Annotated in this window: 18 protein-coding genes; 9 read left to right on the top strand and 9 right to left on the bottom strand. The window is 44.5% G+C overall.

Features of this window, described 5'->3' with window-relative positions; translation table 11 throughout:
- The 5 genes from MTF70_RS04590 to MTF70_RS04570 form a co-directional block, all read right to left on the bottom strand.
- Positions 1-1,338: VWA domain-containing protein (locus MTF70_RS04590; RefSeq protein ID WP_248393858.1), on the bottom strand; the 1,338-nt coding region annotated here is incomplete at its 3' end.
- Entirely contained in the window at positions 1,331-2,335 is a 1,005-nt protein-coding gene (locus MTF70_RS04585) for a VWA domain-containing protein (RefSeq protein ID WP_025768550.1), read from the bottom strand. The genes MTF70_RS04585 and MTF70_RS04590, both read right to left, overlap by 8 nt.
- Entirely contained in the window at positions 2,328-2,804 is a 477-nt protein-coding gene (locus MTF70_RS04580) for a DUF4381 domain-containing protein (protein WP_025768549.1), read from the bottom strand. Before MTF70_RS04580 ends, MTF70_RS04585 begins: the two co-directional genes overlap by 8 nt.
- A 37-nt stretch (positions 2,805-2,841) precedes the next feature.
- The gene (locus MTF70_RS04575; protein WP_025768548.1) at positions 2,842-3,768 is read right to left on the bottom strand and encodes a DUF58 domain-containing protein; all 927 of its coding nucleotides are present in this window, start codon (positions 3,766-3,768) and stop codon (positions 2,842-2,844) included.
- Between the two features lie 13 nt (positions 3,769-3,781).
- Positions 3,782-4,738, bottom strand: coding sequence for a MoxR family ATPase (locus MTF70_RS04570; protein ID WP_025768547.1), 957 nt, complete (start codon positions 4,736-4,738; stop codon positions 3,782-3,784).
- 310 nt (positions 4,739-5,048) lie between these two features.
- On the opposite strand from MTF70_RS04570, the gene MTF70_RS04565 reads away from it, so the two are divergent.
- The 8 genes from MTF70_RS04565 (at position 5,049) to MTF70_RS04530 (ending at position 13,949) form a co-directional block, all read left to right on the top strand.
- Positions 5,049-6,965, top strand: coding sequence for a methyl-accepting chemotaxis protein (locus MTF70_RS04565; RefSeq protein WP_017821859.1), 1,917 nt, complete (start codon positions 5,049-5,051; stop codon positions 6,963-6,965).
- Between the two features lie 56 nt (positions 6,966-7,021).
- Entirely contained in the window at positions 7,022-7,222 is a 201-nt protein-coding gene (locus tag MTF70_RS04560) for a restriction endonuclease subunit S (protein WP_005375165.1), read from the top strand.
- A gap of 246 nt (positions 7,223-7,468) precedes the next feature.
- Positions 7,469-8,137 (top strand): LuxR C-terminal-related transcriptional regulator, encoded by a 669-nt coding sequence (locus MTF70_RS04555; protein WP_025768545.1) that lies wholly within the window; start codon positions 7,469-7,471, stop codon positions 8,135-8,137.
- Between the two features lie 228 nt (positions 8,138-8,365).
- On the top strand, positions 8,366-9,022 hold the full coding sequence (locus MTF70_RS04550; RefSeq protein ID WP_031777174.1) for a LuxR C-terminal-related transcriptional regulator: 657 nt from the start codon (positions 8,366-8,368) through the stop codon (positions 9,020-9,022).
- A gap of 206 nt (positions 9,023-9,228) precedes the next feature.
- Complete coding sequence (locus tag MTF70_RS04545; RefSeq protein WP_005375168.1) at positions 9,229-9,819, top strand: calcium-binding protein; 591 nt, start codon at positions 9,229-9,231, stop codon at positions 9,817-9,819.
- Positions 9,820-9,971: 152 nt separating this feature from the next.
- Complete coding sequence (locus tag MTF70_RS04540) at positions 9,972-11,690, top strand: type I secretion system permease/ATPase (RefSeq protein WP_205461269.1); 1,719 nt, start codon at positions 9,972-9,974, stop codon at positions 11,688-11,690.
- Positions 11,665-13,005 carry an HlyD family type I secretion periplasmic adaptor subunit gene (locus MTF70_RS04535; protein ID WP_005383906.1) on the top strand — a complete coding sequence of 447 codons (1,341 nt, stop codon included), beginning with the start codon at positions 11,665-11,667 and terminating at the stop codon, positions 13,003-13,005. Before MTF70_RS04540 ends, MTF70_RS04535 begins: the two co-directional genes overlap by 26 nt.
- Positions 13,006-13,100: 95 nt before the next feature.
- Positions 13,101-13,949, top strand: a complete 849-nt coding sequence (locus MTF70_RS04530; protein ID WP_005375171.1) for a mechanosensitive ion channel family protein — start codon at positions 13,101-13,103, stop codon at positions 13,947-13,949.
- 95 nt (positions 13,950-14,044) lie between these two features.
- Here MTF70_RS04530 and fhuB read toward each other — a convergent pair whose 3' ends face one another.
- Genes fhuB through MTF70_RS04510 form a run of 4 tightly spaced genes read right to left on the bottom strand, consistent with a single transcriptional unit; the run spans position 14,045 to position 19,868 of the window.
- Complete coding sequence (gene fhuB, locus MTF70_RS04525) at positions 14,045-16,012, bottom strand: Fe(3+)-hydroxamate ABC transporter permease FhuB (protein WP_005383903.1); 1,968 nt, start codon at positions 16,010-16,012, stop codon at positions 14,045-14,047.
- Complete coding sequence (locus MTF70_RS04520; protein ID WP_017635312.1) at positions 16,009-16,938, bottom strand: iron-siderophore ABC transporter substrate-binding protein; 930 nt, start codon at positions 16,936-16,938, stop codon at positions 16,009-16,011. Before MTF70_RS04520 ends, fhuB begins: the two co-directional genes overlap by 4 nt.
- Positions 16,929-17,714: an ABC transporter ATP-binding protein gene (locus MTF70_RS04515; protein ID WP_017635311.1), complete on the bottom strand. Its 786-nt coding sequence runs from the start codon at positions 17,712-17,714 to the stop codon at positions 16,929-16,931. The genes MTF70_RS04520 and MTF70_RS04515 overlap by 10 nt, the downstream gene beginning before the upstream one ends.
- Positions 17,715-17,765: 51 nt before the next feature.
- Positions 17,766-19,868 (bottom strand): TonB-dependent siderophore receptor, encoded by a 2,103-nt coding sequence (locus tag MTF70_RS04510; RefSeq protein WP_205461271.1) that lies wholly within the window; start codon positions 19,866-19,868, stop codon positions 17,766-17,768.
- 145 nt (positions 19,869-20,013) lie between these two features.
- Between MTF70_RS04510 and MTF70_RS04505 the strand changes: the two genes are divergently transcribed.
- Positions 20,014-21,867, top strand: a complete 1,854-nt coding sequence (locus tag MTF70_RS04505; protein WP_042521744.1) for an ABC transporter ATP-binding protein — start codon at positions 20,014-20,016, stop codon at positions 21,865-21,867.
- Positions 21,868-21,878: the final 11 nt, after the last annotated feature.

Below are 21,878 nucleotides of genomic sequence, written 5' to 3'. Positions count from 1 at the left end.
CTGTTTTAGCTTTTCTTCTACAACCGATAGGTTTTTCTTCGCGGCTTCAAAGTTAGGCTTTTCCTCTAGCAGCTTTTTATACAAATCAGCCGCATCTTCTAATTGACCATTTTGAGCGAGCGAGTTGGCGAGGTTATAGCGGCCGTTAAGGGAGGCATCATGAGAAAATGCTTCGATAGCGGCTTCGTAGTCACCTTTTTGATAACTGGCGGCTCCTTTCCAGCTTGGGTTTGTAAATAGGTTTTGCGCCTGTTCATACTCACCTTGCTTGTAGAGTTCCGCTCCTTGTTGGTCGGCATTTAAGAACGGATTAGCTTCTGCATGCGGTGTCCACGTTACTGGGACTACAGTCGCAACTACCATCCAAATCAGGCCGCGTCGAAACAGTAAAGCCGCAGGAAGAAGTAACAACGGCAGTAACCAAAAGCCACTGTTGAGACGAGAATCAGTTTTAACTTCTTCGCTTTGGGTCGCAGAAAGCTGGCTACCAATGTTATTAGTAAAGGCCGCGATATTTTCAACATCACGGTTGGTGTGCTGAATAGGAACAAATAGACCGCCAGTTTTATTCGCTAGCGTCTGTTGGTTTTTCAGGTTTGTTTTCGCTACGACGGTTGTGCCTTGTGCCGTTTTTAGCAGAGAGCCATCGGGCAGCGCGATAGGCGCACCGTTAGGAGTCCCGACGGCAAGAACAGAAATGCGAAACTTTGTACCTTGGACTAAATCTAACGCGCGAGACAGCTCTGACGTATCAAGATCATCCGCTAACACGATGATATCGCCTTGTTGCGTGCCGGCTTGAGAAAACTGGTTGATCGCAAGTTCAATCGCGGCAGGCAGGTTTGCTCCTTGAAAAGGCATCAGCTCTGGTGACAAATTTTCGATAATGCCCGCAAGCGTGCTGGAATCAGTTGTCAGTGGACTTAAGTTATAGGCATCGCCAGCGTAAGCAATAAGTCCAGTGGCTCCCTCTTTCCATTTAGGCAGCAAATCGAGCGCCTTATAACGTGTTTGTGCTAGCCGATTGGGTTTGATGTCTGTAGCAAACATAGAGCGAGACATATCAAGCACCAAGATACGGTTTTGGTTTAATTCAAAGCTTGGTCGAGCATTGGACTGCCAGCTTGGCCCCGCTAATGAAATGCAAGTTATTGCCCAAGCTAAACCCCATAGAGTGAAGTAATGCTTAGACTGCGTGTTTTGTCCGAGCATCCGCGCTAGGTGAGGGGCAATCAGTGTGGACTTTTGGGCTCTAAATTTGTGATTAAGCAAGAGTGCGATAGGGATCACGATGAGCCCCAAAAGCCAATAAGGATTGAGGAAAATAAACTCAGCCATGTTTTCTCCTTAATAGGAATAACAATACCGATAATACAAATGCAGCGCTTAATGGATATGGAAACCATTCAGACTGTGGGCGCCAAGTTTGTGTGTCGCTAGATACGGGTTCTAGCTGGTTGATGGTGTCATAAATCTTTTCGAGCTCTTCTGTATCTCGCGCTCGAAAATATTGTCCACCTGTCACCTCTGCCACTTTAGTCAGTGTTTGTTCATCTAAATCGGCTGCGGTGTTGACTTTGCGAGTCATGAAAAACTCCTTCACCATCATTTCACCAGCGCCCACGCCCACGGTGTAAATAGTGGCGTTGTATTTTTTCGCAATTTCCGCTGCTTCTAGCGGCTCGAGAACCCCTGCAGTATTGCTGCCGTCACTAAGCAAAATCATGACTCGTTGTGGAGCATCACTGTCTACAAAGGTTTTTGTGCCTAAACCAATACCATCACCAATGGCGGTTCGTTGACCAACCAAGCCGATGACGGTTTGATTAATCTGTTGCATGACGCTTTTGCGGTCTGCAGTGAGTGGTGTTTGCAAATAAGCATGGTCGCCAAACAAAACAACTCCGAGACGGTCACCTTTTCTCTTTGCTACGAAATCAGACAGAACTTTTTTGACTGCTGTGAGGCGATCGATATATTCGCCGTTGAGTTCCATGTCTTCCTGCTGCATCGAACCGGACAGATCGACGACTAACATCAAGTCCCGATATTTGGGTTGGAATTCAACGGGATCGCCAAACCAAACTGGACGCGCACAAGCGACGACAAGAAGGCCCCAGATCGCGATTGAAAGCGCTTTTTGCAGGGCTTGCTTAGGTTTGCTGCTATTCTCATTAGTTGGTAAGTACGCCAATTTGATCTCGGCTTGTTGAGATTCTTGTGGCAGGAACTTGTATACCAGCCAGGGGATGGGCAACAAAAACAGTGCCCACCACCAGACAAATTCAATGTTTAGCCATTGGGCAAGATCGGTTATGAGTGTTTGCTCAGTCACGGTTATTTGCCTTTTTCTTTGGTGGCAAAGCGTAGGTTATCCAAACGACACAATCGTCTACCAAGCTTTGATGATGCCCTTGGGAGGAATTCTGATACAACGCTTCTTGCCACTGATGTTGTTTGTCTACGAATCGACTCTCTTTGGTATGGCTATCGAGAAATTCATACCAAGCGATTCCGGTTAATGGTGCGATCTCTTCACGCGGAAAGTAACTCAATGCTGCCTGGCGCAATATTTCCAGAGCAGAAGAGGGGGTATGAGGCGCGGTAGGTTGAGTTAAAAGTGTTAATGCTGTCTTTTTTGCGCGTAAGTTTTTTTTACGCCATCTCACATAAAGACAAATGCCGAAAACGAAGAGCAAGGTGGCTGCAAGCACCACCCACCATCCCCAAGCGAGCGGAAACCAATCCGGTGCGTTTGGCAAAATCAAAGGTTCAAGGTCTAGGCTTTGGTTGTTTGTTGTCATTATTATTACTGCTTAATAAATACTGCTTGTCAGTTTGTTAGCTTAATTGTGAAATTAAGGGCCAGCCACTTGATAGCGTGTTAAATGGAATTGCTATCGAATGGCACTGCTGCTTAATGGTTTCTTGATGTTGGGTAAAGTGGCTTTCGAGTTCTCTTCGTTGTCCTTTAGAGCCAAAGTTAAACCATTGACTATGCAGCCCATCCGAAGCTTTCACTTGACCTCTAAAGTCTGTTTCGCCTCTTTCTAACGGATCATAAAACTGAACGGCCCTTACGCTATTGTGTTGTTTGAGTCGACGTAGTTGTGCCAGTTCCGTTGGTGTTACGTGGGCAAAGTCACTGAGCATAATCAATTCGCTGCCTTTTGGGGTGAGCGTATGAAGTGTCTCCAATACTTGTGTATAAGGCAGTGTACGAGTGTCGTTGCTTGCAGTACGAGTTACTTGCGCATTATGTATGTCGACTATGGCGTTAAGAATCCGCAGCCCTTGTCTTTGTAAAGAAGAGGGGCGAAATTCAAGACATTGATGTCCGTCATCAATCACTGCGCCGATGCGATCTTTTTTAGCTAGAGTTAGCCAAATTAGAACACTGGCAAAGTGGGCCAATTGAACGGATTTGAGTACATACTTAGATCCAAAATGTAGACTAGAACTTAGATCAAGATAAAGAATGACCGCTTGCTCTTTATCTTCTGCAAACAATTTTGTATGTGCTTTACCGGTCCTAGCGGTGACTCGCCAATCAATGCTGCGAATATCGTCGCCAGGTTGATATTGGCGCACCTCCATAAAATCCATACCTCGCCCTTTTTGGCGACTGGTATGGTTACCACTCATCTGCGACCAGAGACTCTGTGCTGGTGGTAACCAACGTACAGATTGAGTGCGATATTGGAGCAGCTCTTCAAGGGTTAATGTCACCCCATTCGCATGAGGTGGTAATGAATGTGTAGCGGACATATCACTCACCTGTTTATGCACTGCCAACAAGGTTTAGCAGTTTATCGATGACCTGGTTTGCCGTAATGCCTTCCGCTTGAGCGTGGTAACTCAACAATAAACGGTGGCGCAGTACCGGATAAGCCATGGTTTGAACATCTTCCGGAGAGACAAAATCACGACCAGCAAGCCAAGCGTGCGCACGTGCACAGCGATCAAGAGCGATGGTGGCACGCGGACTCACACCCATTGACAACCACTTGTCCAACTCAGTGTCATATTCGTTGGCTTGACGTGTCGCCATAACTAAACGGACGATGTACTGCTCTATCGTTTCCGCCATATGAATATCCAACACTTCTTTACGTGCGGTGAATATATCTTGTTGGCTTAACATTGGGCGTTCAACCTTTGCTTCGCCTTTTGCTTCTCCGCGGTTAATACGCAAGATAGATAGCTCATGCTCCGCATCTGGGTATTCCACTTCTAAATGCAATAAAAAGCGGTCTAGCTGCGCTTCAGGAAGGGGGTAGGTCCCTTCTTGCTCTATCGGGTTTTGAGTTGCCATAACCAAAAACAACTCTGGCAGCGGGTAGGTATGACGACCTGCTGTGACTTGTTTCTCTGCCATTGCTTCAAGCATTGCCGCTTGTACTTTGGCTGGCGCACGGTTTATCTCATCCGCAAGAATAAGCGAGTTGAAGATAGGACCTGATTGGAAAGTGAATTCTCCGGTTTCGGGACGGAAGATATCGGTGCCGGTTAAATCGGCTGGCAGCAAATCTGGGGTGAACTGAATGCGGTGGAAGTCGCCTTCAACACAGTCTGAGAGTGATTTTACTGCACGGGTTTTTGCTAACCCAGGAGGGCCTTCAACTAAAATATGCCCATCCGCAAGAAGCGCAACAAGCAGTTGCTTTACCAGATCTTGCTGTCCGATGATCTGCGACTCTAAGTATTGCTGAAGAGTTTCGAAGTTAGATTTATGCATGCTTTGGACTCTCGGTATCCATGTGATTTTCGTGTTGAGTATTGGTCATTTTCCATGTGAAAAAAGTTCCAACGCTCTATTGCAATTTATCTTTTCAATATTGGGACGCTACAGAGAATTGCAAGTACGTGCTATCTCTGAAAGTGCTTATTTGACAGTGTGTTACATTTATTTTTCATAATATAATGAGAAATGCCTCTAGTTTTGTACATATGAGCCGATAAAGATTCCGTGGTGTGCGTGTCATGAGATATGCACCTGATTCCCCTTGTGGGGCCAATAACAAGTGATTCTTTTAAAAGGTCCGAATATGTTGAAACTTCATTCCTTGAGCATCAAACAGAAGGTTGTACTTGGCATTACGTTTGCTGTTCTAGCATCAACAATCATTGTTGGTGTTATGGCTCAGCGTCATGCGAGAGATGTATTGAGCCATCGTCTTATTGACATCGAGCTACCTGCGATGTTGCAGCAAATCAATACCGAAATTGACCGCGAAGTTGTCGAAATGCAACAAGCGGCAAAACAGCTGGCTACAAACGAATTTATTGTTGAAGCCCTATCTAATACAGACCGTGATCCGTCAGTAGAAGTTCAGTTGGTTCAGCAGCTCAATAACGTTAAATCACAGTATGGTCTTAATGATGCGTCGGTAGCGAATCGTCAAACGGCATATTACTGGAATCAAAACGGATTCTTACGTCAACTTAACCGAACGCAAGATGCTTGGTTCTTTGGATTTACGTCGTCTGGTCAAGAAACGTCCGTGAGTGTGTTCCAAGAGGCAAATGGCGAAGTGAAAATGTTTGCCAATTTCCAAGATCTTAATGGTACATCAATGTCAGGTCTCTCTAAATCTATGGGAGACATGGTTGCTTTGCTCAATGGGTTTAAAATTGAAGATACGGGTTACGTGTTCCTCACTAATGAACAAGGCCAGATTCAAATACACCGCCAACAAGGTAAGAACCAAACTTCTATCACTAAACTATTTGGTAGTGACGCAAGTGCGCTGTTGAACAAAAATAGCTTCAACCTAATTAATGTGGAGTTTGAAGGGCAGGATACTTTTGTTTCTAGTTTGTATGTTCCTTCAATGAACTGGTTTGTTATTGGCGTGGTTCCCGTTGATGAAGTATTCGCAGACCTGAATGCGACAGCTAAAAAAATGCTGTTTACGACCATCATTGTTGCCGTTGTATTCATCCTCATGGGCGTATGGTTAGCAAACAGCATTACGAAACCAATCCGACTGATTGCCGATCGTTTTACCGACCTTGGGCAAGGTGAAGGCGATTTGGCGCAGCGTATTGAAATTAAGGGTAATGATGAAATTGCTCAGCTTTCAAAAGGCTTTAATGGATTTATTGAGAAGATTCATGCCACGATGAAAGAGGTTGCTCTAACCAGTGGCTCATTAAGTCAAGCGGCAGAAAGTGTGTCAACGAAAGCAACATCCACACACGACAACAGCCAAGAGCAGCGTGATCAAACCATTCAAGTAGTTGCAGCTATCAACCAAATGGGTGCGACCATCAGTGAAATTGCATCGAACGCTGCTACCGCTGCTGATACGGCAAATCAGGCTTCAGATAACACTCAAACTGGTCGAGAAGTTGTGATGAAAGCAAAAGAGGTGATCAGCCGCCTAGCCGATGATGTTGAAACAACCAATATTGTTGTTACGCAGTTGGCGTCGACAACCAAAGATATTGGCTCGATTCTGGGTGTAATTCGTGACATCTCTGAGCAAACGAATTTACTTGCGCTAAACGCTGCAATTGAGGCTGCTCGTGCTGGTGAGCAGGGACGTGGTTTTGCGGTTGTTGCTGATGAGGTAAGAAACCTAGCTTCACGCACGGCTGATTCTACAGAAGAGATTCAGCGCATGATCAATCAGCTTCAAAGTGACGCACAAGACGCGGTAAGTGCTATGGAAGCGGGCAAAGCGGTCACCATAGAAGGGGTTACTTCTACCGATGAAGCAGTCGAGGTATTAATCAGTATTTCTGAACGAATCACCGACATCTCTGATCGTAATACACAGGTTGCAACGGCGACGGAAGAGCAATCCACGGTGGTGCATACCATTAATCAAAATATCGAAGAAATCAACGCGATAAATGAAATGACAACCGCGACAGCAGAAGAGTTGGCGGATGCAAGTCGCGATCTTCAAGCGCTCTCTTCTCGTTTGGACAAGATGGTTGGTAGCTTCAAGTTATAGAGTTGGATAGAATAGGCGAAGTTTAAAAGTTCAATCATTAATTTTAGGTAAGTACTATGAATGACTTCGAAAAAGAACTAGAGCAAATTTCTCAAGAAACCGCTCAGGAGCCAGAAGTAAAACTGCCGTCGCTAGAAGAGCAAAAAGCGATCGTCGCTGAGCTGAAAAAGCTGGAAGCGGAAGGTAAGCTGACGCCAGAAGTGTTAGAACAACACTTTGGTAAGTTTAACCAAAAAAACGCAGTTCCAATCCACTAAGTTAGGTGGTGTTTTGCCTCTAACGTGCGTGATTAAATCACCTGCTCAAACACAAAAAGGGAGTTTATACTCCCTTTTTTAATGTCTGAAAAATGCTAATACCTCTCACATACTTGCCACTTAAAAATTATTGACACTTCAATGAGTTATTAATTAGTACTAGTGATTTTCATACTTGACAATACTACCGCTCTATCTAAATCTATTGCGTATTTCAATAAAAACGACCAAGGGAATGCGATCAGGATGGAGCAGCAAAAAAAAAGAAACGTTATTTTAATCACGGAGGGAAGTCTACAGTCATCTCTGTTGAAAGATGTATTGGAGACCAAACTCGGTATTAGTGTTGCTCTAATCACGCCAGATAATCTGATTCACGGAGTGTTACATGAATCTCTTGCATCAGCCATTATTGTTGATTGCAGCGTGATCACGGATGAAATTTTTCGCCGTTATGCGGAGTTTAAAGCGGCCAAGCAGAAAAACACGCTTGAAATCTTAATTAATTGTGAGCAATCCATATCGACAGAAGACCTCTTTGCTTGGCGTACTTTGGCCGGTATTTTCTATACCTCTGATGATATAAAAACGTTGCAAGTTGGTATTGGTAAGGTGCTTCAAGGAGATATGTGGTTCAGCCGTAAGTTTTCTCAGCAGTACATTACTTACCTTCGTCGACATTGCAAACCTATAAATAAGAATGTTTCGGCTATTCTGACCAAACGAGAGCAACAAATAATTACCTTTCTTTCCATGGGGGCGTCCAATCAACAAATCGCCGAACAATTATTTGTCAGCGAGAATACGGTAAAAACGCATTTACATAATATTTTCAAGAAGATTGATGTGAAAAATAGAGTTCAAGCACTTATTTGGGCAAAGGAAAATATTTCAGACAACTCGTTAACGGTGTAATGCTATTGCAATATTAGGTTGCCTAATTTAGTAAACTCTTAATAATTTCTGTGACCTGAATGTGTTAAAAGTGTTTCTTTTATGAGAAACACTTTTTTTGGTTCTCTTTTTAATAACTTTAGAATTTAAAAAAGTAGCAAATAACTTTACTCTGTGAACTAGCACTTACATATCAAACTAAGTGCTGACGATTAACTACTAATTTAAGAATGTTAAGTCACTGAAAGTATGAGAAACATTATGGAACAGTATATGGAAAAGCCTGAAATCCTAATGCTCACTCAACAAAGTTTACAGAGTGAAAACTTTAAGGAAATGCTTTCTAAAAATACAGAAACTAAAATAACGATCATTGATACTAAAAACCCTAGTTATCATGAACTCATTCCGGAACGCTACTTTTTGCTTGTTGATTTTTCAGTTGAGATTCCTTCCGAAACTTTAGTTTATTTAAAAGATAGTAATAAAGTGCTAGGAACTATAATGCTTAATCTAGGTTATGACTTAGACACAGAAGAACTCGCTTCTTGGCCTCATGTAAAAGGTATATTTGGTCCAGGAGATTCAATGGACAAGGTTTGTCAGGGATTAAAAGCAATAATAAAAGGGGATAATTGGCTGTCTCGAAGATTACTTGATCAGCTAGTAAATTATTATCGAGGCAGAGAAGTAAATAGCATTATCGAACCTGCTATTGAGGTTGAGCTTACTCGGCGTGAAGTTCAGGTTTTAAAAATGTTGAAAGAAGGTGGTTCAAATATGGAAATCGCTGATTCTTTATTTATCAGCGAGCATACTATTAAATCACATCTATACAATATTTTTAGAAAGTTAGAAGTAAAGAACCGTACGCAAGCTACAAGTTGGGCTAAGAGAAACCTGTAGTACTAGTATTAACTTGCTGTAATAAAAAGAAAATACTCTATAAAGTACTAAATTTTATATTTATTATTAAAATGTCAGTCTGAAATATCATCCCATATTCAAACTTATTCCTATTCAGTTGACTATTAGACTTCTCATGTCGTGACGAATCTAGTCAGACGTGGAACAGAAGGTCTATTCAATTAATAAGCTAAGAGGGAATAAAAATGAGCGCAAGTGACAATGACACGTATTTAGGCGATGCAGGTGTAAATAACCAATTTGCTGATTTCGATGGCGGCGATGATTTGTTTATCGGTTTTGGTGGTAATGACTCGTTTGTTGGCGGTGGCGGTAATGATTATGTGATCGGCGGCGACGGCGACGATCGCCTAACTGGTGGTGCTGGAGATGACATCCTTAGGGCTGGTACAGGAAACGACTACCTCGGCGGTGGTACCGGTAATGACTTGCTGTTGGGTTTGCTGGGTGACAATAAATTAAATGGTGGTGTCGGTGAAGATATTCTTGTTGCTGGTTCTGGTGACAACGTTTTAGTTGGCGGCAGCAATGGCGATAAGTTTGTGTTCACGGATAAGTTTGGTGGCCATGGCGAAGCCAAAGTTGTTGATTTCACCATTGGTGAAGACTCTTTGCACATCATTAGCGACTCTGTCACAGACTTTGGTGATTTAAGCTTTAGCTACGATGCAGTTGGGAATGCAGTGTTTACCGATGGGGCTGATCTAACAGTGAAACTTATTGGCGTGACTGAAACTGACATCAACACCTATGGTGCTGATCTGTTCGTAATCTAAACGACTGAAAATAACTCTGGATGTGAATTAGTTTGCGTGGCTCTGCCATGCTGAGGTGAACTAATCGGACACTCTAGAGCGATTTGAGGTTACCTTAAGCTAGGCGCTAGTATTTCTGGCGCCTACAATTTTCACGTTAAACGGAAGTAGTCGTGCAAAAAACGGTTTTCAAAGAAGTGAAACAAAAACTATGCACGCTTGCGGGCTTGCTGATCGTTTTTAGCCTTTTTATCAACTTATTGGTTCTCTCGATTCCGTTGTACATGCTTCAAGTGTACAACCGAGTGATATCTTCCTACTCAACCGATACTTTATTCTTGCTCACTGTCATCGTAATTGTCGCGTTGTTAACCATGTCCATCATCAACATTGCACGAGCACAAATGAGTAAATCTTTTGGTTATTGGATGGACACAAAACTCTCCGCTTTCATGCTCAAGCGCACGATTCAATATCAATCACATACCGGGAAGAGTTATACCTCGCAAACTCTGAGAGACATTCAGAACATCAAAAGCTTTTTGAGCAGTCAAGCACCTTACCCACTGTTGGATGCGCCCTGGACACCGCTGTTTATTTTATTTGTGTATTTATTGCACCCGATATTAGGTCACATCGCGTTACTTGGATCTATCGTATTGTTTAGCCTAGGTCTACTTAATGAGCTAATGACGCGTAAAACAATGCAAGAGAGCGAAGTCAGAGCGATTTCTCATATCAACAACGCAGAATTAGCCACGCAAAACTCCAATTCAATTCTCGCAATGGGGATGATGAATGCATTTTTAGAGAAGTGGCAGTCGCGCGTGAGCGAAGTGAATGTGCTTGAAGAGCGAGTTGCAGGTAAGTCTATCTACATGGCTAACTTTTCTAAGTTTGTGCGTGGCTCATTACAGATATTTTTACTGGGAGGTGGTGCATGGTTAGTTATCCAACATGAGATAACGGCAGGGGCGATGATCGCGAGCTCCATATTAATGAGTCGGGCATTATCGCCGATGGAGCAGGCGATAGGCACGTGGCGAAGCGCGATGTCTGCTAAAGGCGCCTATAAAAGGTTGAAAGAAATCGATGCGATCGTGCGCCAAGATGAATCAGATATGCCACTGCCTAAACCAAAAGGACACTATGAGCTTTCCGGACTGGCCTATCGCCACCCTGGAGCAACTGAACCAGTGCTCTCATCGCTCAGCTTATCGATTCCTCCGGGTGTTGCTGTTGGGGTGATTGGCCCTTCTGGTACGGGTAAATCGACGTTTGCTCGGCTGCTATTAGGTACGGTTAAGCCATTAGCGGGTAAAGTGACTCTTGATGGTATGGAAGTCTCCGTATGGGCATCTGAAGATCGCGGCGTGCATTTTGGGTATCTCGCTCAAGAGGTGGAGTTATTTCCTGGCACAATTCGAGAGAACATCGCGCGCTTTAAAGAAGAAGACCCCGCTAAAGTCATCAAGGCGGCGCAACTAGCAGGATGTCATGAATTAATACTCAAGAAAAACAAAGGCTATGATTGCATTATTGGTGAAAATGGCCGTGGTTTATCTGGGGGGGAAAGGCAGAGAATCGCTCTTGCAAGAGCCGTTTATGGCGACCCATCTATTGTGATTTTCGATGAAGCGAATGCCAACCTCGATGGTGAGGGAGAGGCTGCGTATCAACGTTTGATTGCCCATTTAAAAGCACAGAGTACAACGATTATCGTCATTGCCCACAATCCGAGTACGTTACGACAAATGGATAGGCTGTTGTATTTGGCTGACGGCCGAGTCAAGTTATACGGCGCTAAAGATGAAGTATTAAAACGTTTGATGGGCGAAGAAAGAACAGATATCCCAAGGGTAAGAAATGAGCAATCAACTGCCAACCGTTAATCAGAGTTCTACCGAGATCGTATATCGTTTTAGCCCCAAAGCGAGACTAAGCTTTCGAAAACCAATTTTACTTGGTGTGGTGACCTTAAGTGTTTTTCTTGGAGGTCTTGGCTACTGGGCTGCAACAGCCAAATTAGAAAGTGCAGCGATTGCTTATGGTGATTTGTCAGTTCTCACTAAGCGACAAGAAATTCAGCATTTAGAAGGCGGTATTATTGAAAAGCTATATGTACAGGAGGGGGATTTAGTCGAAAAAGGTCAGTTATTAATTCAACTTTCTAAGCGTCAAGCTATGGCTAAGTTGGACTCGTTAAGTGGTCGTTTTATCCATACTCTAGCAAAGGAAAACCGTTTAAGTGCGGAGCTTGACGAGCTTCCAACGATTGTATGGTCTGATGATCTTGAAAGCATTCCCCGTGTCGATATCGTACAAGAAGCACAACTGGTTCAAAACAAGATCTTTGAAGCGAGAAAGCGATTCTTTGATAGTAAACTGAGTATCATTGAGCAGAGTATTTCTGGAGCAAATTTAGAGCTTGAAAACCTTCAGCAAACCAAAGTGATTGAGACGGAACGACTCAACTTTATTGCTGAAGAAATAGACAGCAACCAAGCCTTGGTGCAAAAAGGTTTCTCGGGAAAATCTACTTTACTTCAACTCAAGCGCTTAGCAGCGGAGGTGAGAAGTACCTTAAGCCAGTTAGACAGGCAATCGCTCACCGTTAGAAAAAGGTTAGATGAGAACCTAGCGCAAATTGAAGAGTTGAAGCTTGAAAGGCTGAATGAGATTGTCGAGGAACTACGAAATACCAAAACGGAAATTGTCGCAATTCGGGAAGAATATCGCTCCGCTCAAGATATTGTCGCAAGAACAACGATCAACGCACCTATTTCTGGTCGCGTAGTCAACATGCAAGTGTTTACCGAAAAAGGTGTGATTGGGTCGGGTGAAACGTTACTAGAACTGGTCCCGCAAGACGATAAGTTGTTAGTCGAGGCTCGTGTTAATCCTCAGGATATTGATTTAGTGAATCCAGGCCAGCAAGCGCATGTTCGTCTGACCGCTCTGAATGCACGGACGTTGGCACCTTTAGACGGTACAGTGCTGACGATTTCTGCCGATAAGCTCTCGCAAGAAAACCAAGAAGATTTTTATCTCGCTAGAATTGCAATTTCACCGGAAGATGTGACAAAACATCGTTTAACCTCAGGTATGAATGCCGAAGTGCTTATTTTATCTGAGCCACGAACGCCATTGAGCTACCTAATAAAGCCAATTACAGAAAGCATGAATCGCGCCTTCAGAGAGGAGTAATTTCAAAAAGACTTGAGTGAGCACGGACAACAGACAAAATAATTTGTTATCGTTAGCTGTTACTGGGCCGTATTTTTATTCGAGGGAGCCGTGGAATGGAGAAAGTGCAGTTAGTTGTCGATTTTCTTCTCACTCATAAATTGATTTTTACCGCACTGATCTTTGCGATTATGTGGTTAATTCGTCGTGCAATTTTATCGATGATTCGTGGTGATCACGCTTTTCTCTCAGAAGATCAGCGTAGTTGGATGTCCAGAACTAAAAATGGCACCTTTGCTGTTACATTACTGATTTTATTTATTTTATGGCAATCAGAAATTAACGAGTTTGCTCTGAGTGTAACGGCGATTGCCGTTGCCATTGTAGTGGCATCCAAAGAAATCATTTTGTGTTTTACGGGTTCGATTCAAAGAGCAAGTTCACGTTCTTTTCGCGTTGGGGACTGGATTGAGGTCGGGAAGTTATGCGGTGAAGTGATTGAGCACAATATGATGGCGACGGTGATTCAAGAGATCGACCTGCATCATGGGCAATATCATTACACCGGCAAAACAGCGACATTGCCTAATAGTATGTTCTTTACCTATCCAGTAAAGAACCTCAACTTCATGAAGCGGTACGTTTACCACAACTTTTCTGTAGTGGTGAAAGACTTCGTCAATTTGTATCCACTGCTACCGATTTTAACTGATAAAATTGAAGAACATTGCAGTTACTTTGCTGATGTTGCACATCGTTACAATGCGATGATTGAAAAACATGCCGGTGTTGACCTTCCTGGTTCTGAGCCACATATGCATATTTCTAGCAACATTAATGGTGAACAAATTCTGCACGTGATGATTTTCTGCCCAACCGATAAAGCGAACCACTTAGAGCACTTAATTCGTAAGGACTTTATGGAACTTTATGAGCAGCGTTTTCCTGTAGTGCGAGAAGAATAGAGCATCGTACTTCGCCTTTAATTTCAAACCCCGCTATCAAAATAGCGGGGTTTGTTTTTCTTAGCGTATTTTTAGGCTGTAACAATATTCCCAACTTAGCTGAATTTACTCTTCAGCATTAAAAATAGGAAGTAAGTGCTGCCTATAATAGCGACCAACGTGCCAGCTGCGACCTGACTTGGATAAATAGCGATTTGTCCTAGCCAATCTGCCCACAACATTAGGGTTGCGCCAATTAAGGCACCGACACACAGTTGCTCTTTCACTTTTCTTGCTCCTAACATCATCGCCATATGGGGAGCGACCAAGCCAACAAAAGATATTGGACCAACTGTAGCGGTAGAAAAGGCGCATAACAAAGCAACGATGGTGAGCATAAGCGTATTGGCTACGGTAGGGTTAAGCCCTCGTGCATTTGAGAATTGTCGCCCGATGGAAATTAGTGTTAGCCAACGAGAAATCGAGAATACAGCGGCAAGCAGAACTATTATGGCCAAACATAGCATCAGTGCGGTGTCGGCTGTGACTCGATAAATAGAACCAGTTAGCCACAATAAAATTTTGTAACTGTCACCTGAGCCTTGAGCTAGCGAAAATTGAACGAGGGCTTCTAATAGTGCCGTTAGTGCGATGCCGGACAACACGAAGTTAGATGGATTAAAATGGCTTCGTTTACCGATAACCAGCAATAACATCAATACGGACATACTTCCGAAAAAAGCGATACCCCAGCTAAATGCGGAGAGAAGCGACCCAGCGATGACTCCTGTCGTAATAATGGCAAACGTGGCTCCGGAAGACACACCGAGAATATCGGGACTTGCCAGAGGGTTGTAAACTATGCGTTGCAAAATGATTCCGGCAACGGATAGCGCAATACCGACAGAAAGTGCGGTTAACATGCGCGGCCAGCGCAATTGCCATTGGAACTCACCTGGCACAGACCATTGGATCCCGTTTATACCATGGGTAACGAATGAGTAAGCTAGAATCCCAACCAGACTGAATAGCGCAATGCTGCATACCGCGCGTTTAGAAAGCGCCGTTTTTCCTTGGCTCATTGAAAGGTTAAGTTGATCGGTTGCCGTCAGTTTTTTACGAGTAAACCAAATTAAAGCGGGAGCGCCAATAGCTGCAGCCGCTACGCCGCTAGGAATGGTTTCCTCTAACCATAAGCTCAGCGAGATAGCGGCAGAGTCTGTGATGATTAGTAGCATTGCGCCCAAAAGCATGCTGCTGATCAATTCGTCGCGCGGTGTTCTTGCCCCCATCGCTCTGGCAATATTGGGTGTCAGTAATCCGATGAAGCTGATAATACCAACTGCGGTGATGGAGGCAGATACCAGCCAAATACCCATCACCATTAACGCACCAAACGCGGGTAATACCGCTAAGCCTCGGGCTGCTGCGCCTTCTTGTCCTAGTTTCATTAAGGTCAGAATACGTGGTGCGACGATCAAAATTACGATTGCGATAGCGCAGCGAGGCAATAACCACTCAAACCAATCCCAGCTGTATTGAGAGAGGTCTCCTGCTCCCCACATAAAAATATTCTGTGCGAACTGGGCGTTTAAAATAATAATGGCTGTGGCGATAGAACCGAGCAAGATATTGATCACCATCCCCGAAACGACCAACGGCAAACCTGTCATATTACGCACACCGGCAATTGATACGATCAGGCCAAACGCCACTAAAGCCCCAAACATTGCGGCTAATGCAGAGTAATCGGCGACCCAATCGACGAACCAAATGTTTACCACGACTAATGCAAGCCAAGCACCAGAAGAGGTGCCAAGAGTCAACGGCGAGGTGAGGTTATTCTGCGTTAATTGCTGCATTAAGCTGCCGGTGAGACCAAGCATGGCACCAACAAGCAGGGTCATACTTAACCTAGGAAGTTGCGCTTGCGTAAAGAATACATCACGAAACTCGGTTGCTACCTCTGGTTTTGTTAATAATTGCCATTGTTCGAAAAGTGATAAATTAGTATCAATTTGTAGGCTAAAGACGCTAAGTAACGTAATCAGCGCCAGATAACCAATATAATGTTTCGTTCTCATTGTTCTGGTGCCAACTCTATTAGACTGTCGGTAATCGCTTCAGCGGTGTATTGCAAAGACATGGCACCGCCATACGCCCACACTGCTCTGACTGAATTTACCCGCTGCTTTTTCACAAACGGCATCGCTTGCCAAAGTGGCGACTCTTTCAGTTTTCGTTCTTCTGGGAAAGGTTGTACGTAGAGAACGTAGCTGTTTTGAAGGCCCTGAAGCCGATTGATTCGATCTTGCTTTACTCCCCACGCTCGTGGGTCCTCTTTAATTGGAGCCTGTAATCCCAGTTTTCTAACCACGTAGTCAGTGGTGGAGTTTTCGGTTGCAAGTAATACAGTATTCGGAGTTGAAAATCGCATCACAAGAACGCTGAGTGGAGAAGAGTAATAGTGGCGAATTCGCTGGCGCATCTGCGCAAATGAAGCATCTAATTCTGCCAGTTTCTGTTCAGCAAGTGCCTCTTTATTGAATAGCTTGCTGAGCGTACGAAAGTGACGAATGGCCGTTTCAGCTGCGGCCTCATTTTCAGAAAAATTAGGTAAATAGATTACCGGAGCAATTTGTTTGAGTAACGGAATCAAGTCTTGCTGTGGAGACGCAGCAAGGATGACATCTGGTTTCAAACTGGCTATTTTTTCTAAGTTGGGTTCTGCTCGGGTTCCAATATCTTCAATTGACTCTGGTGCAGTTGGATTGACGACCCATTGGCGGTAGCCTGGTAAATTTGGGGCTGCGATTGGTTCTACGTTTAGCGCCAAAACTTGTTCTAAGATGTCCCAGTTTAAGGCTACAACGCGTTGAGGCGCTTGCTCAAAACTATGCTCGCCATATTCATCGGTAACGGTGATGACTGCATGTGCATTGGTCATAAAAAATGCGAGGAGAAAAGCAGATTGTGTAACCACAGTAAGTAAACGAGCTATTATGCGCATACAACAGCCACCTTTTGGCTCGCTAATGTGTTAGCCGGGCTTGGGTGTTCAATCAGCTTAATTGGTGACTCATATAGTTTAGAAAGGCGTGCCTCGTCTAACAACATGTCGGCGTTGCCTTCAAAGGCAATCTTACCTTTTTTGAGCGCAACAATGTGGGTGGCGTAGCGCAGTGCTAAGTTCAGATCGTGCAGGATCACGATAATGCCTACATTCTCGGTTCGATTCAGTTCTGCCAGCAGCGCCATTAGTTGAAACTGATGGTGAACATCGAGCGCCGAGGTTGGCTCATCGAGAATTAAAATTGGCGATTGTTGAGCCAGTAGCATAGACACCCAAGCACGTTGGCGCTCGCCGCCCGATAAGTCATCCGCCAAAGCTTGAGCAAAAGGTGTAACCCCTGTTCGTTCCATAGCCTGCGTGATGATCTGTTTGTCTTCAGCTTTCCAACGACCAAGTGCCCCACGCCACGGAAAGCGACCTAAGCGCACTAGCTCTTCTACCGTTAAACCAGCCGAAGAGGGCAGCTTTTGTGGCAAATAGGCGATCTGTTTTGCCAACTCTTTGGTTTTGAGTGATGAAAGGGAAGTATCGTTTAGTGTTACCGTGCCTTTATCTGGTGGCATTTGACCAGAAAGCAGGTTCACCAGTGTCGACTTACCTGAACCGTTATGGCCTAAAACGACCGTTAGCTCATTTGTTGGGATGTTAAGTTGTTCGATGCCGAGGATCTGACGTCCACCTCGCACGATCTCAATATTAGACAGTTGAAACATGGATGGCTCTTAGGAGAAAACTCCCCTCAATAGAGGGGAGTAGAAGTACAATTACCAGCGGTAGTTTGCGTTTAGCATAACAGAGCGAGACTGGCCGTAGTAACACCAGTAATCGCAACCTGAAACAAACTCTTTATCTAGGATGTTGTTCACGTTTAGCTGTGCTTGCCACTGTGAAGTGATGTCGTAAGTGACTGACGCATCCCAAAGAGTGACAGAAGGAACCGTTAGGTTCGAGCTCTTAGGGTTATCTTTTGACTCACCTACGTAGCGCACACCAGTACCGATATTGAGGCCTGGAATCAGGCTGTAGGCGCTGTAGTCTACCCATGCAGACGCTTGATGCTCAGGAATAAGTGCGGCTTGTTTTTTACCTTGGCCAAAGCTCTCATCTGTTTTCGCTTTAGTGTAGGTGTAGCTTGCCATCAGTTTTAGATCGTCGGTTAGCTGCGCCGTGCTTTCTAGCTCAATACCTTGAGATGTCACTTCACCTGTTTGTGTCGCAATCCATGTTGATGGGTTAGTGACCAACGCGTTCTTTTGCGTGATGTCGAACCATGCAAGGTTGATAAAGCCATCCATAAAGCTTGGCTCATACTTTACACCCACTTCTACTTGCTCGCCTTCCAGCGGTTTGTAAAGTTCATTGGTTGCCGCATCAATAGTGCTGATCACTTCAAACGACTGAGAGTAGTTTGCGTAAGGTGACAGGCCATTGTTTGCAAGGTACATCACACCCGCACTTAGAGAGAGCTGACCATCATCACGAGATTCACTTTGATCAACGGTAGCGCCTTTGCCAGAGTTTTCTGTTTTCACCCAGTCGTAACGAGCACCTATGTTACCAATCCACTGTTCATGCAGTTTCAATTGGTATTGTGAATAGAGACTTGCTTGAGATTTCTCAATCTCACGTTTCACGTTGTTGGCAGGATCAAGAGGGGTGAAGTTGCCGTAAACTGGGTTCCACGGGTTGATAGTGCCAAATGCATAGTTGTCTTGCTCGTCGCCATCGGTTTTGTGGAATTGCAGATCCATACCGATAAGCACTGTGTGCTCTGCGTTGTCTGTCATCCAGTTGCCGACAGCATTGTTATCGAACGTAATGCTCTGGTTTTTTCCGTCACGGAATACGATGCCTTGCGTTAACTCTTCTTTCGCTGGATCGTTGTTTGAGAACGCGTAAGAGCTGCGCAAGTACAACTCATTCGAACCGTAGTTGAGGTTTTGCGAGAGTGACCACATGTCATTGATGTCGTGCTCTAGTAAGTAACCTAGAGAAAACTGCGTGCGTTCGTATTTATCGTAGTTTGGCTGACCAAGGTTAGTCGAAGGATCGATTTTGCCAAAGTTAGAACCAATCAGAGTACCTGCTGCCGGGAAGAATGGGTTAGTTGGTACACCGTCATCATGAAGGTAAGTTGCCAAAACGGTCAGCATTGTACGGTCAGAAATGTCGAACTCGACACTTGGCGCTAGGTAGAAACGCTCGTTATTTGTGCCGTCCAGTTCACCATCTTGGCTTGTCATCAAGCCAACCAAACGATAGCGCACAGTGCCTGCGTCGTTTGCTTCGTCAGCAATGTCAAAACCTACGGATTGGTGTTGGTTGTTGCCAACTTCGACTTTTACTTCGCCTTGAGGCGTAAACGTTGGTTTTTTCTGAACAGCATTCACGATACCGCCTGGTGCCGATTCACCAAACAGAATAGCCGATGGACCTTTAACGACTTCTACTCTTTCTAGGCCGTAAGGTTCGACCAACCATGTGTAGTAACCATCGCGGAATAGGCGGTTGCCGTTTAGGTAAGTCGCTGCATCAAATCCACGAACTTTGAACCAATCAGTGTCGTTGTCTGCGCCATAAGGCTGAGCGGTTACACCAGACGTGTAGCGTAATGCTTCATCTAGCTTTTTCGGTGCACGAACACGAAGTTCATCTTCAGAAATGATAGATACGCTGCGCGGCGTTTCTGCTGCCGGGGTTTCTACTTTAAGTGCTTGCGCGGTGACCGTTATGGTCTCCATGGCAATCACGTCATCTTGTACGACGTCTTCTTGAGCTTGTGCTGTGAATGCAACCACTGCTGTAGGTGCTAAAGCACAAACCAACGCGTTGCGGATAGCGATGGTCAGTGAGTTATTCTTTTGCATAAATCTATTCCCGATAATTATGATTAACGCTAAGCTTAATTGTAATTATTATCATTTGAGCTTTTGTTTCGGTATTTTACTGACTTTTGTATCAAAAGATAGTAAAACGTTCGCAAATTCATTCGCGGTACCTAAAGTCATTGTTATGTTCAATTGGTTTGAAAAACTGACCCAACCCTTTCCCCAGATGGAAACCGAAAAGCCACCGAAGACGCTATTTGGCTTTTGTCGTTTTTACACTCGTGGCTTTGAAGCCCCTTTACTCGTTATGGCTGTGTTCAGTGCGCTTATTGCCATTACAGAGGTGACGCTGTTGCGTTATATGGGCGAGCTCGTCGATATTCTCTCTAATCAAGATCGCGCAACATTCTGGCAAGACCAGGGTGATCGCATGCTAATGATGCTGTTCTTAGTGGCGGTTGTGATGCCAGCTCTCGGTTTTGTCCACTCAATGGTGATGCACCAAACGTTATTGGGTAACTACCCGATGTCTATCCGTTGGTTGATTCACCGTTACTTGCTAAAACAAGCGGTTGGATTTTTCCAGCGTGACTTTGCAGGCCGAGTTGCGACCAAAGTGATGCAAAGTGCGTTAGCGGTACGAGAAACGGTCATGAAGCTGGTGGATGTACTGGTTTATATCAGCGTTTATTTTCTTTCGATGCTCTGGATGATGGGCGAAGCCGATGGTTTGCTAATGTTGCCTATTGTGATTTGGATAGGAATGTACGCGGTTATCCAGTTCTACTTTATCCCTAAAATGAAACAAGTAGCGACAGAGCAAGCGGATGCTCGTTCTGTAATGACTGGGCGCATTGTCGATTCTTACACCAACATATCTACCGTAAAGCTATTCGCGCACTCGCAACGAGAGTTGGAATACGCAGAAAGCAGCATGAAGCAATTTTTGGTGACGGTTTACCGCCAAATGCGCATGGTGACTTGTTTACTGTTTAGTGTGGATGCCATCAACTATTTGCTGCTGATGTCTATTAGTGCCATTTCGGTTTATCTATGGCTAGATCACGCTGTAACAATTGGTGCTATTGCGATTGCCATCAGTATTGCGTTGCGCGTACAAGGTATGTCGAAGTGGATCATGTGGGAAGTTAGCGCACTGTTTGAAAACATCGGTACAGTAGTAGACGGTATTAATACGATTTCAAACGATGTTGAAGTGAAAGACGTACCAAATGCTAAGCCTTTGCAAATCTCTCAAGGTGAGATCTGCTTTGATCACGTAGGTTTTAACTACAGTGATGAGAAGGCAGTATTTGAGAACTTGAATCTGACTATCAAACCGGGCGAAAAAGTCGGCATTGTCGGTCGCTCTGGGGCAGGTAAATCCACGTTGGTCAACTTGTTGCTGCGCTTTTACGACGTAAATAGCGGTAAGATTTGTATTGATGGACAGGACATTTCTCAAGTTGAACAAGAGTCGCTTCGCCAACACATCGGTATGATCACGCAAGACACCTCTTTGCTGCATCGTTCAATTAAAGAGAACATTCTTTACGGTGATCCAGATGCTTCAATGGATGCCGTTATCGCAGCTGCTGAGAAAGCACATGCTCATGATTTCATTCAATCTCTACGAGACGAGCAAGGTAACGTTGGCTATGACGTTGAAGTGGGTGAACGCGGTGTGAAGCTGTCTGGTGGTCAGCGTCAACGTGTGGCGATTGCTCGCGTTCTGCTGAAAAACGCGCCAATTTTGATCATGGATGAAGCAACGTCTGCACTTGATTCAGAAGTAGAATCGGCAATTCAAGAAAACCTTGAAGTTCTGATGGAAGGAAAAACAGTGATTGCGATTGCTCACCGTTTATCAACGATTGCCGCGATGGATCGTTTGATTGTAATGGATGACGGCAAAATCATTGAGCAAGGCTCGCATTACGAGCTGCTGCAATTGGGTGGTGTTTACGCTCAGTTGTGGAAGCATCAAACCGGCGGATTTTTGTCTGAGCAAGGTGATGCTCAACTGCAAGTCATCTAATATGACGCTAC

The sequence above is a fragment of the Vibrio sp. 2CM40D genome (assembly GCF_023161825.1).
GTDB lineage: Bacteria > Pseudomonadota > Gammaproteobacteria > Enterobacterales > Vibrionaceae > Vibrio > Vibrio alginolyticus.
The sequence above is the reverse complement of the archived record's forward strand: the minus strand, read 5'-3'. Positions and strand labels throughout refer to the sequence as shown.